This window comes from Janibacter terrae (genome assembly GCF_039636765.1).
Lineage (GTDB): Bacteria > Actinomycetota > Actinomycetes > Actinomycetales > Dermatophilaceae > Janibacter > Janibacter terrae.
The window spans coordinates 1,827,772-1,848,006 of sequence record NZ_CP144167.1 but is presented as its reverse complement, the minus strand read 5'-3'; the positions used below and the strand labels follow the sequence as shown (position 1 = coordinate 1,848,006).

At 70.6% G+C, this 20,235-nt stretch carries 19 protein-coding genes; 13 read left to right on the top strand and 6 right to left on the bottom strand.

What is annotated here, in order from left to right; translation table 11 throughout:
* Positions 1–390: 390 nt before the first annotated feature.
* Together V3C34_RS09080 and V3C34_RS09075 are read left to right on the top strand one after the other, a co-directional pair.
* The gene (locus V3C34_RS09080) at positions 391–1,332 is read left to right on the top strand and encodes a thermonuclease family protein (protein WP_346006807.1); all 942 of its coding nucleotides are present in this window, start codon (positions 391–393) and stop codon (positions 1,330–1,332) included.
* A 120-nt stretch (positions 1,333–1,452) separates the two neighbouring features.
* Positions 1,453–2,721, top strand: a complete 1,269-nt coding sequence (locus tag V3C34_RS09075) for a YeeE/YedE family protein (protein WP_346006806.1) — start codon at positions 1,453–1,455, stop codon at positions 2,719–2,721.
* A gap of 130 nt (positions 2,722–2,851) precedes the next feature.
* Here the strand turns inward: V3C34_RS09075 and V3C34_RS09070 are convergent, their stop codons facing one another.
* From V3C34_RS09070 to V3C34_RS09060, 3 genes are all read right to left on the bottom strand, one after another.
* On the bottom strand, positions 2,852–3,418 hold the full coding sequence (locus tag V3C34_RS09070) for an antibiotic biosynthesis monooxygenase (protein WP_346006805.1): 567 nt from the start codon (positions 3,416–3,418) through the stop codon (positions 2,852–2,854).
* Between the two features lie 106 nt (positions 3,419–3,524).
* The gene (locus V3C34_RS09065; RefSeq protein ID WP_346006804.1) at positions 3,525–3,737 is read right to left on the bottom strand and encodes a DUF2945 domain-containing protein; all 213 of its coding nucleotides are present in this window, start codon (positions 3,735–3,737) and stop codon (positions 3,525–3,527) included.
* Positions 3,737–4,033, bottom strand: a complete 297-nt coding sequence (locus V3C34_RS09060) for a hypothetical protein (RefSeq protein ID WP_346006803.1) — start codon at positions 4,031–4,033, stop codon at positions 3,737–3,739. Before V3C34_RS09060 ends, V3C34_RS09065 begins: the two co-directional genes overlap by 1 nt.
* A 107-nt stretch (positions 4,034–4,140) precedes the next feature.
* Here V3C34_RS09060 and V3C34_RS09055 point away from each other — a divergent pair, with 107 nt between their 5' ends.
* A complete protein-coding gene (locus tag V3C34_RS09055; protein ID WP_346006802.1) occupies positions 4,141–4,398 on the top strand; it encodes a hypothetical protein in 258 nt (85 codons plus the stop codon).
* 72 nt (positions 4,399–4,470) lie between these two features.
* On the opposite strand, the gene V3C34_RS09050 is transcribed toward V3C34_RS09055, so the two are convergent.
* Together V3C34_RS09050 and V3C34_RS09045 are read right to left on the bottom strand one after the other, a co-directional pair.
* A complete protein-coding gene (locus V3C34_RS09050; protein ID WP_346006801.1) occupies positions 4,471–5,073 on the bottom strand; it encodes a TetR/AcrR family transcriptional regulator in 603 nt (200 codons plus the stop codon).
* A 1-nt stretch (position 5,074) separates the two neighbouring features.
* Entirely contained in the window at positions 5,075–5,863 is a 789-nt protein-coding gene (locus V3C34_RS09045; RefSeq protein WP_346006800.1) for a crotonase/enoyl-CoA hydratase family protein, read from the bottom strand.
* Positions 5,864–6,129: 266 nt separating this feature from the next.
* Here V3C34_RS09045 and V3C34_RS09040 point away from each other — a divergent pair, with 266 nt between their 5' ends.
* Positions 6,130–6,762 (top strand): response regulator transcription factor, encoded by a 633-nt coding sequence (locus V3C34_RS09040; protein ID WP_346006799.1) that lies wholly within the window; start codon positions 6,130–6,132, stop codon positions 6,760–6,762.
* Between the two features lie 62 nt (positions 6,763–6,824).
* On the opposite strand, the gene V3C34_RS09035 is transcribed toward V3C34_RS09040, so the two are convergent.
* The gene (locus tag V3C34_RS09035) at positions 6,825–7,895 is read right to left on the bottom strand and encodes a PAS domain-containing sensor histidine kinase (protein WP_346006798.1); all 1,071 of its coding nucleotides are present in this window, start codon (positions 7,893–7,895) and stop codon (positions 6,825–6,827) included.
* Positions 7,896–8,040: 145 nt separating this feature from the next.
* Here V3C34_RS09035 and V3C34_RS09030 point away from each other — a divergent pair, with 145 nt between their 5' ends.
* From V3C34_RS09030 to V3C34_RS08990, 9 genes are all read left to right on the top strand, one after another.
* Positions 8,041–9,831: an acyl-CoA dehydrogenase C-terminal domain-containing protein gene (locus V3C34_RS09030; RefSeq protein ID WP_346006797.1), complete on the top strand. Its 1,791-nt coding sequence runs from the start codon at positions 8,041–8,043 to the stop codon at positions 9,829–9,831.
* Between the two features lie 2 nt (positions 9,832–9,833).
* Positions 9,834–10,613, top strand: a complete 780-nt coding sequence (locus tag V3C34_RS09025) for an SDR family oxidoreductase (protein WP_346006796.1) — start codon at positions 9,834–9,836, stop codon at positions 10,611–10,613.
* Between the two features lie 41 nt (positions 10,614–10,654).
* A complete protein-coding gene (locus V3C34_RS09020; RefSeq protein ID WP_346006795.1) occupies positions 10,655–11,467 on the top strand; it encodes a crotonase/enoyl-CoA hydratase family protein in 813 nt (270 codons plus the stop codon).
* 32 nt (positions 11,468–11,499) lie between these two features.
* Positions 11,500–13,614: a 3-hydroxyacyl-CoA dehydrogenase NAD-binding domain-containing protein gene (locus V3C34_RS09015; RefSeq protein WP_346006794.1), complete on the top strand. Its 2,115-nt coding sequence runs from the start codon at positions 11,500–11,502 to the stop codon at positions 13,612–13,614.
* Between the two features lie 85 nt (positions 13,615–13,699).
* Positions 13,700–15,016, top strand: coding sequence for an MFS transporter (locus V3C34_RS09010; RefSeq protein ID WP_346006793.1), 1,317 nt, complete (start codon positions 13,700–13,702; stop codon positions 15,014–15,016).
* A complete protein-coding gene (locus V3C34_RS09005; RefSeq protein WP_346006792.1) occupies positions 15,013–16,911 on the top strand; it encodes an AMP-binding protein in 1,899 nt (632 codons plus the stop codon). Before V3C34_RS09010 ends, V3C34_RS09005 begins: the two co-directional genes overlap by 4 nt.
* A 5-nt stretch (positions 16,912–16,916) precedes the next feature.
* The gene (locus tag V3C34_RS09000) at positions 16,917–17,744 is read left to right on the top strand and encodes an MBL fold metallo-hydrolase (protein ID WP_346006791.1); all 828 of its coding nucleotides are present in this window, start codon (positions 16,917–16,919) and stop codon (positions 17,742–17,744) included.
* The gene (locus V3C34_RS08995; RefSeq protein ID WP_346006790.1) at positions 17,737–18,960 is read left to right on the top strand and encodes an acetyl-CoA C-acetyltransferase; all 1,224 of its coding nucleotides are present in this window, start codon (positions 17,737–17,739) and stop codon (positions 18,958–18,960) included. The genes V3C34_RS09000 and V3C34_RS08995 overlap by 8 nt, the downstream gene beginning before the upstream one ends.
* Before the next feature lie 82 nt (positions 18,961–19,042).
* Positions 19,043–20,188, top strand: coding sequence for an acyl-CoA dehydrogenase family protein (locus tag V3C34_RS08990; RefSeq protein WP_346006789.1), 1,146 nt, complete (start codon positions 19,043–19,045; stop codon positions 20,186–20,188).
* Positions 20,189–20,235 lie beyond the last annotated feature (47 nt).

The following is a 20,235-nucleotide window of genomic DNA, read 5'->3' as shown; positions in this document are numbered from 1 at the left end:
GACTGGGCGGCCACACGGTAGACAAGCAAGCGGTGCCCTTGGGCCCGCAGGTCGGCCACCGTGCAAGCCTCGTCAATAATGACGAACTCTCGAGGTTCGGTTTGCTTCCGACGCGGCCTCGTCGATGAGCCGGAAGGGCACGCGGCCAACCGAGTCGTTCCGACCCTGGCTGGCCTCGTTCTCACGCCCGAGTGGTCGATGACGACCGCCGACGTCCAGGGGTCTAGCTGCGCCACGAGAGCAACTCACTGGTCACCGGCCGCGCGCACCTCGAAGGGGGTCCTCCCTTTGGTCATCCAGAGCGTCGCAGCCCCAAGCCGAACGGAGGATCCGGACTGTCCCCCCTTCGCCCTACTCTCAAGGCACGCAACGCAGGAGCGAGGGAGGGTCATGCTGAAGTCATCGGGTCCGGGGTCGGCACGCGGGCGAAGGGGGCGCGTCGACTTCATCTTCGCCGGTGCCGTCGCACTCGTGCTGTCAGGTTGCATCCCGGAGGGATCGGTCGATGCAGATGAGCCTGCTGCGACCGCGGTTGCTAGCGGCACCGCCGTGACGGGGTCGGAGGCGCCGGCAGCGACCGCCAGCGCTTCATCATCCGGCGCTGTCACGAAGAAGACAGCGTCCACGGCGAAGAGCTCTTCGACGACGAGCGCAGCCAAGAGCACGACGTCGCACCGTCGCCTCTACCGCGTCATCCGTGTCGTCGACGGGGACACCGTCGACGTCGACCTCAACGGGCGCGAGCGAATCCGCATCATCGGTATCGACGCCCCCGAGAGTGTCGACCCGAACCGGCCGGTCGAGTGCGGCGGGCCCGCAGCCTCGGACGCGGCCAAGCGACTGCTGAGCGGCAAGCGTGTCTCCCTCGTCTACGACTCCACCCAAGCTCACCGCGACCGCTACGACCGGCTGCTCGCGTACGTCGAGATCCCCAGCACGGGCGACTTCGGCAAAATCATGCTGCGGCAAGGGCACGCCGAGGAGTTCACCTACGCCGCGCCGTACCGGCGCCAGGCCGCCTATCGTGCCGCCGAACGGCAGGCCAGCTCGGCCGACCGCGGGATCTGGGGTCAGTGCACCCGGGCCACGGCCACGCAGGCCCCTGCCCCGATTCCGACGTCGGCTGCGCCCACCTCGCAGGCGCCCGCGCCTGCACCCAAGCCCGCGCCCCAGCCGAAGCCCGCGCCGGTTCCCCCGCCGCCCGCTCCGCCTGCCGCCCCCGGCCCCGGGTGGACGAACGACTCGCTGACGCCCGGCTACACCGGCTGCCGCCAGGGCTACCCGGGCGGCAGGATCAACGGCGTCTACTGGTGGAAGCCCATCGCCTGCTGATCGCTCGGGCCGCCCATCGAGCCATGGTCGACGGATTCGGCACCCCCGACGCCCTCCCACATCCTGGGACGCATAACGTCACGTTATGCAATAAATAAGTTGGGGCGTAGTCTCGCCGCCGTGACTGCGACGATCAACCCGGACCGGCCCCCTTCGCCTGATGCTGATGTGCAGCAGGCCGGTGTCACGACTCCGCCCCCCATGGACCGTCCCAAGTCCCTGGCGGCAACCACGGCACTCGTCATCGGTGCCCTCGGCGTCAGCTACCTCGCCGCCACCCACGGCGTGAAGCAGGCCGGTCTCCTCGCGCTCGGCATCGGTTTGGGTATCGCGCTCTTCCACGCCCGTTTCGGCTTCACCTCCGCCTGGCGCCAGCTCATGTCCGTCGGCCAGGGCCGGGGCCTGCGTGCCCACACGGTGCTGCTCGGCACGACCGCGACCTTCTTCGCGATCATCTTCACCACCGGCATCGGCTTCGGCGTCACGCCCGAGCCGAGCGTCGACCCGATCGGTGTCGGCACGATGGTCGGCGCGCTGCTCTTCGGCATCGGCATGCAGCTCGGCGGCGGGTGCGCGTCCGGCGTGCTCTACCACGTCGGCAGCGGGCAGAGCGCCACCGTGATCACGCTCCTCAGCTTCGTCGTCGGCTCCTTCGCCGCCACCTGGCGCTACGACTTCTGGCACGAGACGCTGCCGAGCTTCGGTTCCTACTCCCTCGCCGAGGACATCGGCTACGGCGGCGCCCTCGTGGTCACCCTGCTCGTCCTCGCCGCCATCGCCGCCGTGAGCCTGCTCGTCGAGCGCCGCCGGACTCCCCCGCCCGTCGCGCCGGTCCCCACGGCACAGGGTCTGGCACGGATCGTGCGCGGCTCCTGGCCGATGTGGGTCGGGGGACTCGTCCTCGCCGTCCTCAGCGCCCTCGTCCTGATGACGAAGGGGAGCGCCTGGGGTGTCACGAGCGCCTTCGCCGTGTGGGGCGCCAAGGTCGCTCAGGCACTCGGCATGCACCCCGAGACGTGGGCCTACTGGCAGCAGCCCGGCCCCGCAGCCGACCTCAACGGCTCGCTGCTCGACCAGGCGACGACCCTGAACAACCTCGGCATCATCGTCGGCGCCGCCCTCGCCGCCGCCATCGGTGGCCAGTTCGTCATCCAGCGCCGCATCCCCGGCCGCGTCGTCGCCGCCGGGATCCTCGGTGGATTCCTCATGGGCTACGGCGCCCGTCTGTCCTTCGGCTGCAACATCGGCGCCTACCTCGCCGGCATCGCCAGCTTCAGCCTCTCGGGCTGGGTGTGGGCGGTCGTCGCCCTCGTCGGCACGTGGCTCGGCCTGAAGGTCCGCCGCCGGATGGGACTGGCGACCCCGGCCCCGGGCGACGGGGTCTGCTGAGCGCACCTCACGCCTGCCCCCTTCGAGACGGCCGCAGGCGGCCTCCTCAGGGAGCGTGGGGCGGGCGGCCTCCTCAGGGAGCGTTGGGCGGGCGGCCTCGCACGTCAGGGGGCGTGGATCGGGTGCTTCGTCAGCGCCGCTGCGGCACCAGGAACCACCGCATCGCCTTGGTCAGCACCGGCGAGACGAGGAAGACCATGCCCACCACGATGATCACGACGTTGATGGCGGTCGACAGCAGGAAGGGCAGACCGAGGTCCTTCCAGATCGGCGCGATGAACCACAGGACGATCGAGGCGAGCGGCCAGATGCCCATCCACGTGACGACGGCCGTCTTCCACCTCGGGACGACGGTGCGGGCGGGCACGTCCGGCCCGAGGAACCACTCGTCGATCGCGCTGAGGCGCCGGTGCTCGGGCTCACCCTCCGCGTGCGGGCGCATCCGCGTGAAGATCTCGCGCCGCTCGGCCGACCCGTCCCACCGGGCGAGGTCGTCCTCGGAGGCGAAGTTGACGACCACCTGGTGCAGCCCGCCCTCGCGCTCCGGCGGGATGAGCTCCGCCCCGAGGAAGCCCCGGTGCTGACGCATCAGCACGAACATCTCCCGTACGAGCTCCTCGTACTCCCCCGCGTGCCCGGGCCGGGCGCGCCGGCGCGCGATCCGGGTGACAGTTGCCTCGCCAGCGCTCTCCGCCATGCCACTCACGCCCTCTCTCCTGCGCGTCGACGCGGTCACGGCATCCAAGCACCCGCACCCGCCGGGTGACGCTGCGTTCGCCCTCGCGGAACGCAGTCGAGTGCCCTCAGTCCACCTTGTGCAGGGCCGACCCCTTGTGCGCCGCGACGTGGTCCGTCTTGTCGCTCCTGATCTCGTACTGGGGCTCGTCCTTGCTCGCTCGGCGCGTGTGGCCCTTGTAGGCGAAATCCTCTGTGTGCACCTTGGTGATCGTGCCGCTCACCTGGCCGGCCTCGGAGTTCCACCCGACGTGGTCCCCGACCTTGTACCTCGCGCTCATCAGCTGCTCCTCGTCTCGTCCGTCTCCGCCCTCAGGGCGGCGATCCGCTGGGCCGCGTCCGGGTAGGCCGCGAGGACCTCTTCGATGTCGACCAGCTGGGGCAGGTCCTCGGCACCCTGGTGCTCCAGCAGGTACCGGATCGTCGCTCGGGCCGTGCCCCCGCCGGGGTCGAGCGCTCCTCCGCTCACCGACTCGGCCTCGCCGAGCAGCAGGTCCAGCGTCACCGCACCCTCGTCGGTCTGGACACGCACCGCGCACTCACCATCACCTTGCGAGGTGATCTCGAAGTCCTGCACCGGATCTCCCTTCGTCCCCTCCACACCACACCCGGACGGCATCGGCGTCAAGGCCGCCGCCGCACCGGTTCTCGCGGAACTCGCCACTGATCGAGAATCGTCCGACCGTGGTCAAGGTCATCGAGTCGGGCGAGCTCGCGTGCGAGCGGATCAGCAACCGTCGCACGGTCGCCCTCGAGGACGTCCTTGCGTATCAGTCGGCGCGTCGTGAGCGACAACTCGCTGCAGTGGCGGCCACTGCTGCCGAGATGGATGACGAGCTCGACGAGGAGCAGGTGCAGGAGCTGCTCAAGGAGGCTCGTGCGGCTCGTGCGGCTCGTGCGGCTCGTGCGGCTCGTGCGGCTCGACGGCGCGAGTCCCGCTGAGCGACGGACCACTCGTCCTGCCACGATGTGGCCATGTTCGCTGCAGCGGGCCCGGTCATGGCTTGTCCCTATCTACTCGGGGTGAATCAGTGCGGCCGAAAGCCGGATGATCGTGTCGATCACCTCGGCCTGATCGGGTGGATCGTCGAGCCCCAACGCGACGGTCAGGACCGAGCGGAGGGCGCCGATGATCGCGGCGCCCGCCAGGTCTGCGTTGACAGATGAAGGGAGTTCACCGCTGGCTTGCCCCAGACGGATGTTGCGCGCCGCGAGCGCGGCGTGCCGCCGTTGCCGCTCGGCATCGACCTGAGTCGCCGCGGGGTCGTGGAGCAGACCCGCCGCTACCCGACGGCCGAGCGGATGGCTATAGAGGAAGCCGACCTCCTGCGTGATCCGCAGGGCCTCCCCTTCCTGCCACGAGACGTCCTCCGCGCGGGGCACGAGGAAGACGGCCGCGTCGTAGTCGTCGTAGAAGGCCTCGACGACTGCCGCGACCAGACCGGCGCGGTTGCCGAAGTATCGGTGGATGACGCTCGGCGCCACTCCGGCGGCACGGCCGACGTCGGCAATCTCCAACCGGCCGTGCTTGCGCAGCTCGGTCTGGGCCGCACGCATCAGCCGGGCCTTGGTCTCGCGGCCCTTGGTGGTTGCGGGTTCAGCAGTGGAAGGAGTCACATCAAGGGATGATCACATGCTCCGGGATGGGCTGGCGGTCTCGCGGTGCTTGGCTGTAGTCGGCGAAGCCTCCGTCGCGCTCCCGGATGACCGCGCGGACGCCCTCGTTCTCGGCGAGGTCGATGAAGCGGTGCGCGTCGGGAGTGTTGCGCATGAGGCCGTCGAGGATGGGGCCGAGCGTCTGCGTGTTCGACAGACCCATGTTCTCGTACGCCTGGTTGACGACGAGCTTCATCGCCGCGAGCTGCGAGAGCGGGATCGCGGCCAACTGGCTGGCCATGTCGGCCACGGTGGACTCGAGCTCGGCGAAGGGGACGGAGGCGTTGATCAGCTCCATCTCGGCCGCCTCGGTGCCGGTAAGGGCCTTGCCGGTCAGGGCGTACTCCTTCGCGCGGGTCAGCCCCAAGCGGTAGAGCCACATTCCGGACAGGTAGGAGCCCCACATCCGACTGTAGGGCGTGCCGATGACCGCGTCGTCACTGGCGATGACGATGTCGGCGCCGAGAGCGAAGTCGCTCCCGCCACCGACGCACCAGCCGTGGACCTGTGCGATGACCGGCTTGTGCGTGCGCCAGATGGAGAACAGCTGGTGGGTCGGCGAGTTGATCCGTGAGGTCGCCAGGGCGAAGTCCTTGCCGGGGTCCCACTGCCCATCGGTCGTGATGTGCTCGTCCCACTGGTGGAAGCCGTCACCGAAGTTGTAGCCGGCGCAGAACGCGCGTCCGGCTCCCCGCAGGACGATGACCGATACCTCGGGGTCCCCTGTCGCCAGTGTCACGGCGCGCTCCACCTCCTAGGGCAGCGGCGGGACGATCGTGTTGAGCTGCTCGGGACGATTGAGCGTGATCGTCGCGATCTTGCCCTGCGTCGTGTAGAGGATGGTCTCGAAGTCTGGTGTCTGGGCCATGACGCAAGTCCACCGCGCACCCACTCCTCCTTTCAAGAAGTGACTTCACTTCTTTTTCTATCGACTCCGGGACACCCGTTGTGAGGTCGCGACGCGAGGTCACGAGTTCTCACCGCTAGGTTGGCCCTGCCACCCGAAGGGAGCCACCGGTGCTCAAACTGCTCATCGTCGACGACCACACGATCTTCCGTGCCGGCCTGGCACGACTGCTCGAGGAGGAGCCCGACATCGCGTCGGTCACCGAGGCGACCGACGCGGCGAGCGCCCTCGACGCGGTGCGGGAGACCCCCTTCGACCTCGTCCTGCTCGACATCAACCTGCCGGTCAAGAGCGGCCTCGACCTCCTGCCCACCCTGCGCAAGCGCGCACCCCACGTGCCGGTGCTCATGCTGAGCATGTACTCGGCCGAGCAGTACGCGTTGCGCGCCTTCGAAGCCGGCGCCCGCGGCTACGTCTCCAAGGACATGGACGCCGACGAGCTGACGACCGCGATCCGCAAGGTCGCCGGCGGCGGGCGCTACGTCACCCCCGCGGTCGCCGAGCAGATGCTGCAGAAGCTCGACGCGGTGCCGGGCGACGCGCCCCACGAGCACCTCTCCGACCGCGAGCTCGACGTGCTCGTCCGCCTCGCCTCCGGCCACACCCTCACCCGCATCGGCGAGGACCTGCACCTGAGCGTCAAGACGGTGAGCACCTACCGCGCGCGCACCCTGACCAAGCTCGGCCTCGACAGCAACGCCGACCTCGTGCGGTACGCGCTGACGCATCGGCTGATCGACTGACGCGCAAGGGTACGACCCCGGGGAGATGCGACCCGAAGCGGTACGACCCCGGGGAGATGCGATCAGGGGGCGTGGGGCACGCGCAGGTCCACGAGGGTCCCGCCGCCAGCCACGGGCTCCACCGTCACGCTCGCGCCGATGCGCCGGGCCCGCTCCCCCATCCCGATCAGGCCGATCCGCCCCTCCGGCACCGAGGCCCGGTCGATCCCGGTCCCGTTGTCCTGCACCGTGATCCGCAAGCCATCCGGCTCCCGCGCGATAGCCACGGTCACCCGGTTCGCCTGCGCGTGCCGCGCGACATTGGTCAACGCCTCCTGCACGATGCGGAAGGCGGCGAGCTCCACCTCGCCATCAAGTGCCAGCCCCTCATCGGGCACGGTCACCTCCGCGTCGATGTCGAAGCGCGAGGCGAAGCGCCGCACCTCGTCCTCTACGGAGGCCACGAGCCCGAGGTGCTCGAGCAGCGCCGGCCGCAGCTCGTCCGAGAGCCTGCGCACGACGTCGATCGCTTCCTGCGTCCGATGCGAGAGCTCCTCCGTCATTGCGACCAGCCCTGCCTCGTCGACCGCTCCCGCCTCGCGCTGGATGCGTTTGCGCATCCGGGCGATGTCGAACTTGAGGGCCGTGAGCATGCCGCCGATGACGTCGTGCAGCTCGAGCGACATCCGGTTGCGCTCCTCGTCCTGGATCGTCTCGATCGCCACCATGAGCTGACGCAGCTGGGCGCGCGACTCCACGAGATCGGCGTGGGCCCGCACCCGGTCCGTCACGTCGAGACCCACGCCGACCACGGCCGGTCGCCCGCGGTACTCGATCCGGGTGCCGTGCAGCTCGATCGTGCGGTCCCCGAGCCCCGGGAGGTCGGTCCGGATGACGAAGTGGTCGTCCGGCTCGGTGCCGGCGATCCGTCGCTCGAACTGGGCGACGAGGCTCTCCCGCTGCTGCCGTGGTGCGACGTCAGCCAGCGAGCGACCGATGAAGCGATCAGGCGTCGTCCCGAAGAAGGCTGCGAAGCTCGGGTTGGTGTAGACCATCATCCCGTCCTGCACGAGGTAGATCCCGGCCCCCGACTGCCCGACGACTCCGTGGAAGAGGTGCGCGACGTCCGCGTCGCCACCGATCAGCTCGTCCATGCCCGCTCCTGCCAGCCCTCGTGTGCGAGCACCCTAGCCGCGCCCCGCGTCGGAATCTTCTGACACGAACCCCGCCGCACTTCTGACAGCGCCGACCGACCCCCGTGTCGAACCATGGAGTCATCCCGCAGAAAGGCACTCCCCCATGACCTACGTCCCGCCCCTGGCCGACACCCGCTTCGCCCTCCACGAGGTGATCGGCGCGGAGCCCTCCCTTCGCTCCGCCGGCATCGACATCGACCGCGAGACGATCGACGAGGTCCTCGAGGGCATCGCCGGTCTGGCGGCCGCGGAGATCGCGCCCCTCAATGCGAAGGGGGACGCGGAGGGCGTCACGTGGACCCCGGAGGGCGTCCGGACCCCCGCGGGGTTCAAGGCCGCGTACGACAAGTACGCCGCGGGCGGCTGGCCCGGCATCGACGCCCTCGAGGAGCACGGCGGGGGTGGGATGCCGCACCTGCTCGGCATGGTCGTCAAGGAGATGATCGCCGGGGCCAACCCGTCGTGGGCGCTCTACACGAGCCTGTCCGCGGGCGTCTACCGCTGCCTCAATGCCAACGCCAGCGACGAGGTCAAGGACACCTACCTGACCCGCTTGGCCTCCGGCCAGTGGACCGGCACGATGTGCCTCACCGAGCCGCACTGCGGCACCGACCTCGGCATGCTCACCACCCGTGCGGTCCCCAACGACGACGGCACCTGGTCGATCACCGGCACCAAGATCTTCATCTCGTCCGGCGACCACGACCTGACGGACAACATCGTCCACCTCGTCCTCGCCCGCGTCCCCGACGCCCCGAGCGGCGTCCGCGGCATCAGCCTCTTCGTCGTCCCCCGCCAGCAGGTCCTCGAGGACGGCAGCGTCGGTGGGTCCAACGGCGTCACCTGCGACGGCGTCGAGTCGAAGATGGGCCTGCACGGCAGCGCGACGTGCACCATGCGCTTCGAGGGTGCCGTCGGCCGACTCGTCGGTGAGGTCAACCGCGGTCTGCCCGCGATGTTCGTCATGATGAACGGCGCCCGCGTCGGCACCGGCACCATGGCCCTGGGAATCTCCGAGGCCTCCGCCCAGGCCTCCCTCGGCTATGCCCGCGAGCGTCTGCAGTCCAAGGCGCCGGGCGCGCTGCGTGACCCGTCGCTCCCCGCCGACCCGATCCTCCACCAGCCCGACGTGCGCCGGATGCTGCTCACCCAGCAGGCGTGGATCGGTGGCGCGCGGATGTTCCTGTACTGGCTCGCCCTGCAGACCGACGTCCGCCGGGCGAGCGCCGACACCGCCGCCATCGAGCGCGCCGACGAGCTGCTCGCCCTGCTCACCCCGATCGCCAAGGCCTTCGTCACCGACCGCGGCGTCGACGTCACCTCGCTCGGCATGCAGATCCACGGCGGCGCGGGCTACATCACCGAGACCGGCGTCGAGCAGCACCTGCGCGACGCCCGGGTGCTCCCGATCTACGAGGGCACCAACGGCGTGCAGGCCCACGACCTCCTCGGCCGCAAGGTCGTCGGCGACGGCGGCGCCCGGCTCAAGCTGCTCACCGAGACCATCCAGACCTTCGCCGACGGGCTCACCTCGCCCGAGCTGACCCCCTTCGCCGAAGGGCTGCGCACCGTCGGCCACCAGGTCGACGAGGCGACCACGGAGCTGCTGGCCGAGGTGCCCCAGGACGAGCTGCGGCTCGGCACCAGCGCCGTCGCCTACCAGGAGCTCGTCGGCCACTACGTTATCGCCTGGTTCTGGGCGCAGGCCGCGGCGGTCGTCGTGGGGCTGGGCGATGCTGCCTCGCCGACCCAGCGTCGTCAGCTGGCGCTGGCCCGCTTCTACTTCGACACGCTGCTGCCGGCGACGGACTCCCTCCTGGCCCGCACCCAGACCTCCCCCCAGGTCCTCATGGACCCCGCAGCCCTGCCCACCACGACCACCAAGGAGCGCTGACGATGCAGTCCGCCGCCGACCTCTTCGATCTCTCCGGCCGCACGGCCCTCGTCACGGGCGGGTCCCGTGGACTCGGCCTGCAGTTCGCCGAGATCCTCTCCCGCCAGGGAGCCCGCGTGCTCATCAGCTCGCGCAAGTCCGACTCGCTCCAGCAGGCCCAGCAGGACCTCGCCGGCCGCGGCATCGACGTGGAGTGGGTCGCCGCCGACGCGAGCAAGGAGGAGGACGCCGAGCGCCTCGCCCACGAGAGCGTCGAGCGCCTCGGTTCCGTCGACATCCTCGTCAACAACGCCGGCGCGACCTGGGGCGCGCCGGCCGAGGAGCACCCCCTGAAGGCCTGGAACAAGGTCATGACGACCAACGTCACCGCGACCTTCCACCTCACCCAGCTCATCGGCAGCCTGTCGATGCTGCCGCGTGGGACGGGCCGGGTCATCAACCTCGCCTCCATCGCCGGCATGAAGGCCAACGGCGCCACGTCGACCAAGACGCTCGCCTACAACACGAGCAAGGCCGCGGTCATCCACTTCACCCGTTCGCTCGCCGCCGAGTGGGCGGGCCGTGGGGTCAACGTCAACGCCATCGCCCCCGGCTTCTTCCCCTCCGACATGACGAAGGGGACGTTGCAGGCCCACGGCGACGCGATCACCGCACGGGTCCCCCAGGGCCGCATCGGTGCAGCCGACGACCTCGTCGGTCCCCTCCTCCTGCTGGCCAGCGACGCCGGCGCCCACGTCACCGGCCAGGTCCTGGCCGTCGACGGCGGCGCGACGACCTGGTGACCGGCCCCGACACCCACCGACCCGCGACGAGAGGCACGACGATGACGCAGCAGACCGAGCAGACCGAGCAGACCACGCCTACCGAAGGCCGCGTGACGATGCGGACCGACGGCCACGTCGCCGTGATCACGCTGGAGAACGAGGCGAAGAAGAACTCCTACTCCCCCGAGATGATGGAGCAGCTGAGCGATCACCTCACCGCCTTCGAGGAGGACGACGAGCTGTGGGTCGCCGTCTTCTGCAGCGCCGGCGACCACACCACCGCCGGCCTCGACATGCCGAAGTTCTTCGGCCCCAAGGCCACCGTCAAGCCGCGTCACCCGGACAAGGTGGACCCCTTCGGCCTCGGACGCCACTGCACCAAGCCGGTCATCGCCGTCGTCCAGGGCATCACCTTCACCGTCGGCATCGAGATGATGCTCGCCGCCGACATCGTCATCGCTGCCGACACCGCGGTCTTCCAGCAGCTGGAGTCCAAGCGGGGCATCGCGCCCCTCGGCGGCGCCCACTTCCGTTACCTCACCAGCACCGGCTGGGGCAACGCGATGTACCACCTCTTCCTCTGCGACAAGTTCGACGCACAGGAGGCCCTGCGTCTCGGCTTCGTCCAGGAGGTCGTCCCCGTCGGCACCCAGCTCGACCGCGCGCTCGAGCTGGCCCGACAGATCTGCACCAACGCCCCGCTCGGCATCCGCGCCACCAAGATCGGCGCCCAGGCCTTCGTCGCCGCCGCCGAGCAGGCCGCCATCGACCACATCCCCCAGATCCGGGACAAGGTCATGGACTCCGACGACGCCCGCGAGGGCATCCAGTCCTTCGTGGAGCGGCGCGAGGCCGTCTTCACCGGACGCTGACCCCCTTCGACCCGACGAGCCCCGAGGCAGACATGACCGAGACCATCCAGGACACCGCCGTGACGAGCGAGGTCGACTACACCACGCGCGACGGCATCGCCGTCATCACCCTGAGCAACCCGCCCGTCAACGGGCTGCGCGACACCCTCCGCAAGGCACTCGGTGAGGCCCTCACCCGCGCCGAGCAGGACGACGACGTGCGCGCCGTCGTCCTCACCGGGGGAGGCAAAGGCTTCTGCGGCGGCGCCGACCTGCGCCAGTTCGGCACCGAGGCCGCCAAGGCCCGGCCGACCGTCCCCGAGGTGTTCGCCCAGATCCTCGCGCTGCCCAAGCCGGTCGTCGCCGCGATCCATGGCTTCTCCCTCGGCGGCGGCTACGAGCTCGCGCTCGTGTGCAGCCACCGCGTCGCCCACCGTGACGCGATCCTCGGCCTCACCGAGGTGAGCGTCGGCCTCTTCCCCGGTGCCGGCGGCACCCAGCGCCTGCCGCGGCTCATCGGCACGGCCCCGGCGCTCGAGGCGATCCAGACCGCCGCGCGTGTCCCGGCGCCGCGCGCCGGTGAGCTCGGCATGGTCGACCGCGTGGTCGACGGCGACGTCGTCGAGGCGGCCATCGCCCTGGTCACCGAGCTGGACCTGCGCGGCCCGCAGCCACGCATCGACGACCTGCCCCCGGCCTCGGCCGACGGCGTCGACTTCGACGCCGCCCGTGCGGGCATCAAGCGCAACGCGCCCAACAAGCTGGCGCAGAGCCGGGCCGTCGACGCCGTCGAGGTCTCGACCCGACTCCCGATCGCCGAGGGCCTCAAGGCCGAGCGCGCCTCCTTCCAGGAGCTCGTCACCGGCCCCGACGCGGTCGCCCTGCGCCACGTCTTCCTCGCCGAGAAGAAGGCCGCCAAGGCCGCCGACATCGACGCGTCGGTCCCGGCCCGCCCCGTCGAGTCCGTGGCCGTCATCGGTGCCGGGACCATGGGCTCGGGCATCGCGATGGCCTACGCCAACGCGGGCATCCCCGTCGTCCTCGTCGAGCAGGACGAGGCTGCCCTCGAGCGCGGCACCGCGACGATCCGCCGCACCTACGAGGCCTCTGCGGCCAAGGGCCGCCTGTCGGCCGATGAGGCTCAGCGACGGACCGAGCTCGTCACCCCGAGCCTGGACATGGCCCAGATCGCCGCCGCCGACCTCGTCGTCGAGGCCGTCTTCGAGGACATGGACGTCAAGAAGCAGGTCTTCGCCCGCATCGACGAGCACGCTCGCGCCGGCGCCGTCCTGGCCACCAACACCTCCCGTCTCGACGTCGACGAGATCGCCGCGAGCACCTCCCGTCCCGCCGACGTCATCGGGCTGCACTTCTTCAGCCCGGCCAACGTCATGAAGCTGCTGGAGGTCGTGCGCGGCGCCGCCAGCGCCGACGACGTCGTCGTGACCAGCCTGACCATGGCCCAGCGCATCGGCAAGGTGCCCGTCCTGTCCGCCGTGTGCGACGGCTTCATCGGCAACCGGATGCTCACGCCGTACCGCCGTGAGGCCGACTTCCTCGTCGAGGAGGGCGCGACCCCGCAGCAGGTCGACCGGGCCCTCGAGGCCTTCGGCCTGGCGATGGGGCCCTTCCGGATGTCCGACCTCGCCGGTCTCGACATCGGGTGGGCCGCGCGCAAGCGACTGGCACCCACGCGCGACCCCCAGATGCGCTACTCACGCGTCGCCGACGTCCTGTGCGAGGCCGGGCGCTTCGGGCAGAAGACCGGCGCCGGGTACTACCGCTACGAGGACGGCAGTCGCACCCCCGTACCCGACCCCGAGGTCGAGGCAGTCATCCGCCGCTGCGCCGAGGAGAACGGGATCACCACCCGCGAGATCACCGACGAGGAGATCGTCGACCGCTGCATGCTCGCCCTGGTCAACGAGGGCGCGCGCATCCTCGACGAGGACGTCGCGCAGCGCGCCTCCGACATCGACGTCGTCTACGTCGACGGCTACGGCTTCCCCGCCTACCGCGGCGGCCCGATGCACTGGGCGCAGTCGCGGGGCCTGGCCGACTCCCTTCGCCGCATCCAGGAGCTCGAGTCCACCCACGGCTCACTCACCTGGGCTCCCGCCCCGCTGCCCGAGCGCCGCGTGGCCGACGGGCACTCCACCTGGGAGTGACCCCCTTCGCGCTCGTCACCGCCCCCGGCGAGCCGCGATCCTGACACCGGGACAAGGGCGTCCCACCCTCCGAAAGGACCAGCACGTGTCCAACGAAACCGTCACCCAACGCCCCCAGAGCACCGAGCCCTCGACCAGTGGCGTGATGGCCTGGTCGATGACCGGCCTGGTGATCCTGCTCTACATGGTCAACTACGCGGACAAAGCGGTCTACGGCATCATCGCCCAGCCGCTCGCCCGCGAGCTCGGCCTGACCTCCGCCGAGATCGGCCTGGTCGGCAGCATCTTCTTCCTCCTCTTCACCCTCGGAGGCTTCAGCGCAGGGCTGATCAAGCGGGTCGCCGGACTGCGCTGGGCCCTCGCCGGGCTGGCGATCGTCTGGGCCGCCTCGGTACTGCCGGTCGTCCTCGCCGCCGGCTTCGCCACGCTGATCGTCAGCCGCGCGATCCTCGGCGTCGCCGAGGGCCCCAGCTCGGCGCTCATGCACACCGCCGTCTACAGCTGGCACGCGCCGGACAAGCGCGGCTTCCCCAGCGCGATGCTGCTCGGCGCGATCTCGCTCGCGAAGATCATCTTCGCCCCGCTCCTGACCTGGGTCACGATCCAGCACGGCTGGCGCGCAGCGCTCATCGTCATGTCGATCTTCGCGATCGTCTGGTCCGTGCTGTGGCTCACCACGTGGCGTGAGGGGTCGCACTCGGCACCCAAGGTGGCGAACGCTGCCGGAGACACCTCGATCGACCGCGTGCCCTGGAGCCGGATCCTGCTCTCGCCGAGCTTCGTCTTCGGCGGCCTGCTCTTCGCGTCCTACTACGCTCTGCAGACCGTGATCCTCACCTGGCTCCCCTCCTACTTCGAGCTCGGCCTCGGCTACTCGGCGCAGGAGGCCGGGTCGATGTTCGCCCTGCCGAGCATGGTCGCCCTCGTGGTGATGCTCGGTGGCTCCAAGATCAGCGACCGCCTGATGTCGAAGGGGGCGAGCGTGCGCAGCTCGCGGGTGTACCTCGCTGCGGGCGCCGTCGTGATCGGCGGCGCTCTCTTCGCCCTCGTGCCGTACGTCCAGACGCCCGTGCTCGTCGTCGCCCTCGTCTCCTTCGCGTACGGGATCGCCAGCCTCGCCGCCCCGCTGCTCAACACCGCGGTGTCGGCGATCTGCCCGCCCCAGCAGCTCGCCGGCACGCTCGGCGTCTTCCTGGCGATCATGTCCATCGGCGGTCTCGTCGCGCCCTACGCGGCCGGCGTCATCGTCGACAACGCCTCGAGCGAGGCCGTGGGCTTCGCGACCTCCTTCCAGATCCTCGGTGGCGTGGCGCTCCTCTTCGCGCTCCTCGCGCTCGTCTTCATGCGTCCCGACGCCGACCGTGAGCGGCTCGTCGGCGCGCCGGTCGGAGGGTCGAAGTGAGCAGCACCGGCACCATCCCGGAGTACCTGGCGACCGTCGACCTCGCCACCCGCGAGCAGATCGAGGACTTCGAGCGCACGCCCCTCACCGACCGGGGCCTGCCGACCAACGTCCTCGACTACATCCGCAGCGGCGCGGCCATCGACCCGGACCGGGCGGCGATCGCGTGGGTCCCGGACGCCCGTGACCTCGACAGCGTCGAGCTCATCAGCCACGGCCAGCTCGTGGAGACGATCATCCGCACGACCAACCTCCTGGCCGCGCTCGGGGTCCGCGGCGACGACGTCGTCTCGATCCTCACGACCGGGGCGCCCGAGCCGCAGTACGCCCTGTGGGGCGCGCAGACCGCCGGGATCGCCAACCCACTCAACTGGATGCTCGAGCCCGAGCTCCTCGGCGAGATGATCACCGCGGTCGGCGCGCGGATCCTCGTGTGCGCCGGCGGTGACGACGTCAGCGACCCGTGGGGCAAGCTGCCCGAGGTCCTCGAGCACTCTCCGGGCGTCGACACGGTGATCCGAGCCGGCGGCCGACGCGACGGCGCGGTCCCCGAGGGGGTGCGCTTCCTCGAGCTGGAGGAGGCGATCCTCGACCACCCCGGCGACCACCTCACGCACCCTCGTGAGATCACCTGGGAGACCGTCGCCGGCATCTTCGGCACGGGCGGCACGACCGGCTCGCCCAAGCTGGCGAAGATCACCCACGGCGGGCAGATCATCGCCAGCTGGGCTGCCGCGATCGCCCACCAGGTGGCGCCGGGGATCGTCCGCGTGTGCGCGTCCCCGTTCTTCCACGTGCACGGGGTCTCGATCAGCCAGCTCACCACGTACGCCCTAGGCGGCACGGCCGTCCTGCCGACGTCCGGAGGTTGGCGCGGCCCTGGGGTCATCGACAACCTGTGGTCGATGGTCACCCGCTTGTCCATCGAGAGCGTGCCGCTGCTGCCGACGATCGCCAACCGCATCGTCCAGAAGCCGGAGGAGATCCCGGACGAGCACACCGTGCGCTGGGTGTCGAGCGGGTCGGCACCGCTGTCGGCCGACACCGCGCGCCGATTCCGGGAGCTGACCGGTGTGGCCATCGCCGAGGGTTACGGCCTCACCGAGACCTCGGGGGCGATCGTCTCGTGCCCGCGCTCGGTCACCCCGGTCCCCGGCATCATCGGTGTGCCGGCGCCCTACCACCACGCGAAGGTCGTGCAGCCGGGCACCACCGACGACTGCGGGCCCGGGGAGGCGGGCGAGCTGCTCCTGCGGGGTCCCGGGGTCTTCCCCGGCTACCTCGACCCGCGCCAGGACGAAGGGGTCCTGCTCGCTGACGGCTGGCTGCGCACCGGCGACATGGCGTCGATGGACGAACGCGGGTACCTCTCGATCACCGGCCGGGCCAAGGACGTCATCATCCGCGGCGGTCACAACATCGACCCCGCCCCGGTCGAGGAGGCCCTCTTCGCCCACCCGGGCGTGCTCGAGGCCTCGGTCGTCGCCAAGCCCGACGTGGACACCGGTGAGGTGCCCGTGGCCTACATCGTCGTGGCGGGCGATGCCCCCTTCGACCTGGACGACCTCATCGCCCACATGCGCCGTACGGTCCGCGAGCGCGCCTCTCTCCCACGGGAGTACATCGTCATCGACGAGCTGCCCCGATCGGCCGTGGGCAAGGTGGTGAAGAACCAGCTGCGGCTCGACGCCATCGGCACGGCCGTGCGTGAGCTCCTCGACGCGGCCGGGCTCGAGGGCTCGCACGACGTCGTGACCCGCGACCGTGGCGCCCAGGGCGTGACCGTCGAGGTCCTCATGGACGACGAGGCCGACACCGAGGTCGCGCGCACCGCCCTGGCCACCCTGACCATCCACCACACGATCAGTGCTCGCCGAGCACACCCCAAGGAGTGATCGACATGAGCGAGCTGACCCTGAGCGTGCACACCGCTCCGCTGCGCGAGCTGGCAGGAGGCGGTGCCTTCTCCCCCACGACCGCGACGCTCATCACCGGCCCCACCGAGGCCCTGCTCGTCGACACCGGCTACACGCGCGACGACCTCGACGCAGTCGTTGCGCTGGTCGAGGCGTCCGGCGCACGGCTGACCGCGGTCTGCATCACCCACGCGCACCCCGACCACTATCTCGGGCTCGACGCCCTCCGCGAGCGATTTCCCGGGCTGCGCGCCGTCGCCGCACCGGTGGTCGCGGAGCGGATCGCCGCCGGCCTCGAGACCGTCCGGGACCAGTGGCGCGACCGGTTCCCCGGGCAGGTGCTCGACACGGCGAGCGCTCCCGAGCCGCTGTCGGACGGCCGACTGACCGTGGACGGCGAGGAGGTCATCCTCCGCGTCGTCGGTCAGGGCGACATCGCCGACAACTGCATCGTGCACGTCCCCTCGATCGGCGCCGTCGTCGCCGGCGACATCGTCTACAACGGTGTGCACCCCTTCCTCGGCGCGTCCGGGCCCGAGGACTGGCCGCAGTGGATCGCCAGCCTCGACGAGGTCGCCGCCCTCCGGCCACGGACCGTCGTCGCCGGGCACAAGCGCCCCGGTCTGCCCGACGACCCCGCCTGCGTCGCCGAGACGCGGGCCTACATCGAGGAGTTCATCCGCCTCGTCGAGGGCGCCGAGAGCGCTCGTGACGTCATCACCCCGCTGCTCGAGTCCCACCCCGAGCACGCCAACCCCAGCGCGCTCATCGGAGCCGCGAAGTCCGCCATGAAGAGGAAGACCCATGCCTGAAGCCGTCATCGTCGCCACCGCCCGGACCCCGATCGGTCGGGCCATGAAGGGGTCGCTGCGTGAGGTGCGCCCCGACGACCTGGCCGCCCACGCCGTGACCACCGCGCTCGACAAGGTCCCCGAGCTCGACCGCACCCAGATCAACGACCTCATGCTCGGCGTCGGCCAGCCCGCCGGCGAGTCCGGGTACAACATGGCCCGGGTCGTCGCCCTGCTCTCCGGGCTGTCGGAGACCCCCGGTACGACGGTCAACCGGTACTGCTCCTCGAGCCTGCAGACCACCCGGATGGCGTTGCACGCCATCCGCGCCGGTGAGGGCGACGTCTTCATCTCCGCGGGTGTGGAGTCGGTCAGCCGCTCGATGGCCACCGGTCGCTCCGACGGCCTCCCCGACACGAAGAACCCGCGCTTCGCCGAGGCACTGGCTCGCACCGACCGCCGCGCCGAGGGCGGCGCGGACACGTGGACCAACCCGCTGCTGCAGGGGCAGCTGCCCGATGTCTACATCGGCATGGGCCACACGGCCGAGAACGTCGCGCAGCACACCGGCATCTCACGGTTGGAGCAGGACGAGTTCGCCGTGCGCTCGCAGAACCTCACCGAGGCCGCCCAGGCCAATGGCTTCTGGGACCGCGAGATCGTGCCCGTCCAGCTGCCCGACGGCACGGTGATGACCCAGGACGACGGGCCCCGCCCGGGCACGACCCTCGAGGCGGTGCAGGGTCTCAAGCCGGTCTTCCGCCCCGACGGGACCGTCACCGCCGGCAACGCCTGCCCGCTCAACGATGGCGCCGCCGCCGTGGTCATCATGAGCGACACCAAGGCCAAGGAGCTCGGCCTGACCCCGCTCGCCCGGATCGTCTCGACCGGCGTCACCGGTCTCTCCCCCGAGATCATGGGCCTGGGCCCGATCGCTGCCACCCGTCAGGCACTCGCCCACGCGGGCATGACGATCGACGACATCGACCTGTTCGAGATCAACGAGGCCTTCGCCGTGCAGGTCCTCGGGTCGGCCCGCGAGCTCGGCATCCCGATGGACAAGCTCAACGTCAACGGCGGCGCGATCGCCGTCGGACACCCCTTCGGCATGACCGGCGCGCGGATCACGACCACACTGTTGAACTCGCTGCAGTTCCACGACAAGCAGTTCGGTGTCGAGACGATGTGCGTCGGCGGTGGCCAGGGCATGGCCATGGTCGTCGAGCGCCTGTCCTGACCCCTCGCCCCACCCTTCGCCGCCGGCCCGCACTGCGCGGGTCGGCGGCTCCCCCCTTCGTCATCCCCAGGAAGTGAGCACCATGGACGCCGACGTCTTCGAGTCCGCCCTCGACGCTGTCCGCACCCTCGTCCGCAAGGACGTCGTCGCGGCCGAGGCCGAGATCGAGGCCACCGACCGCATCCCCGACCACCTGCGGCGCAAGGCCGCCGAGATGGGCCTCTTCGGCTACGCCCTGCCCGAGGAGTACGGCGGTCTGGGACTGTCGATGAGCGAGGAGGTGCGCCTGGCCATGGAGCTGGGGTGGACCACCCCAGCCTTCCGCTCCATGCTCGGCACCAACAACGGCATCGCCGGCCAGGTCCTGGTCAACACGGGCACGCGGGAGCAGCAGCAGCGCTACCTGCCGGGCATGGCCACTGGCGAGATCATCGGCTCCTTCGCCCTGACCGAACCCGACGCCGGCTCCGACGTCGCCGCTCTGCGCACGCGGGCCGTGCGCGACGGCGACGACTACGTGCTCGACGGCCAGAATCGCTTCATCACCAACGCCCTCGACGCCGACGTGCTCATGGTCTTCGCCCGCACCGACCCCGATGGGCCCGCCCACCAGAGCATCTCCGCCTTCATCGTCCCCACCGACACCGCCGGCGTCACGATCGGCCCCAAGGACGACAAGATGGGCCAGCGCGGCACGACCACCTCCGAGATCTTCTTAGAAGGTGCCCGCGTCCCCGCGGCCAACCTCGTCGGCGGTGTCGAGGGCCAGGGCTTCGCCACCGCGATGAAGTCGCTGGCCAAGGGCCGGCTGCACATCGCCTCCCTGTGCGTCGGACTCGCCCAGCGCCTCACCCACGAGAGCCTGACCTACGCGACGACCGCCACCCAGGGCGGCACGACGCTCGCCTCCTTCCAGCTCGTGCAGGCGATGCTCGCCGACAACCACACCGAGACCTACGCCGGCGAGACCATGGTCCTCGACGCCGCCCGACGCTACGACGAGGGCAGCGACCGCCGTCTCGCCACCTCCGCCGCGAAGCTGTACTGCACGGAGATGGTCGGCCGCGTGGCCGACCGCGCCGTGCAGGTCCACGGTGGCATGGGCTACATGAACGACGTGCCCGTCGCGCGCTTCTACCGCGACGCGCGTCTCTTCCGGCTCTACGAGGGCACGAGCGAGATCCAGCGGGTGATCATCGGCAAGCAGCTGACGAAGGGGGTCAGCTGAGCCCGGGCCTGCGTCGCCGACTCCATCCGCGACCCGCGCGAGGAGCA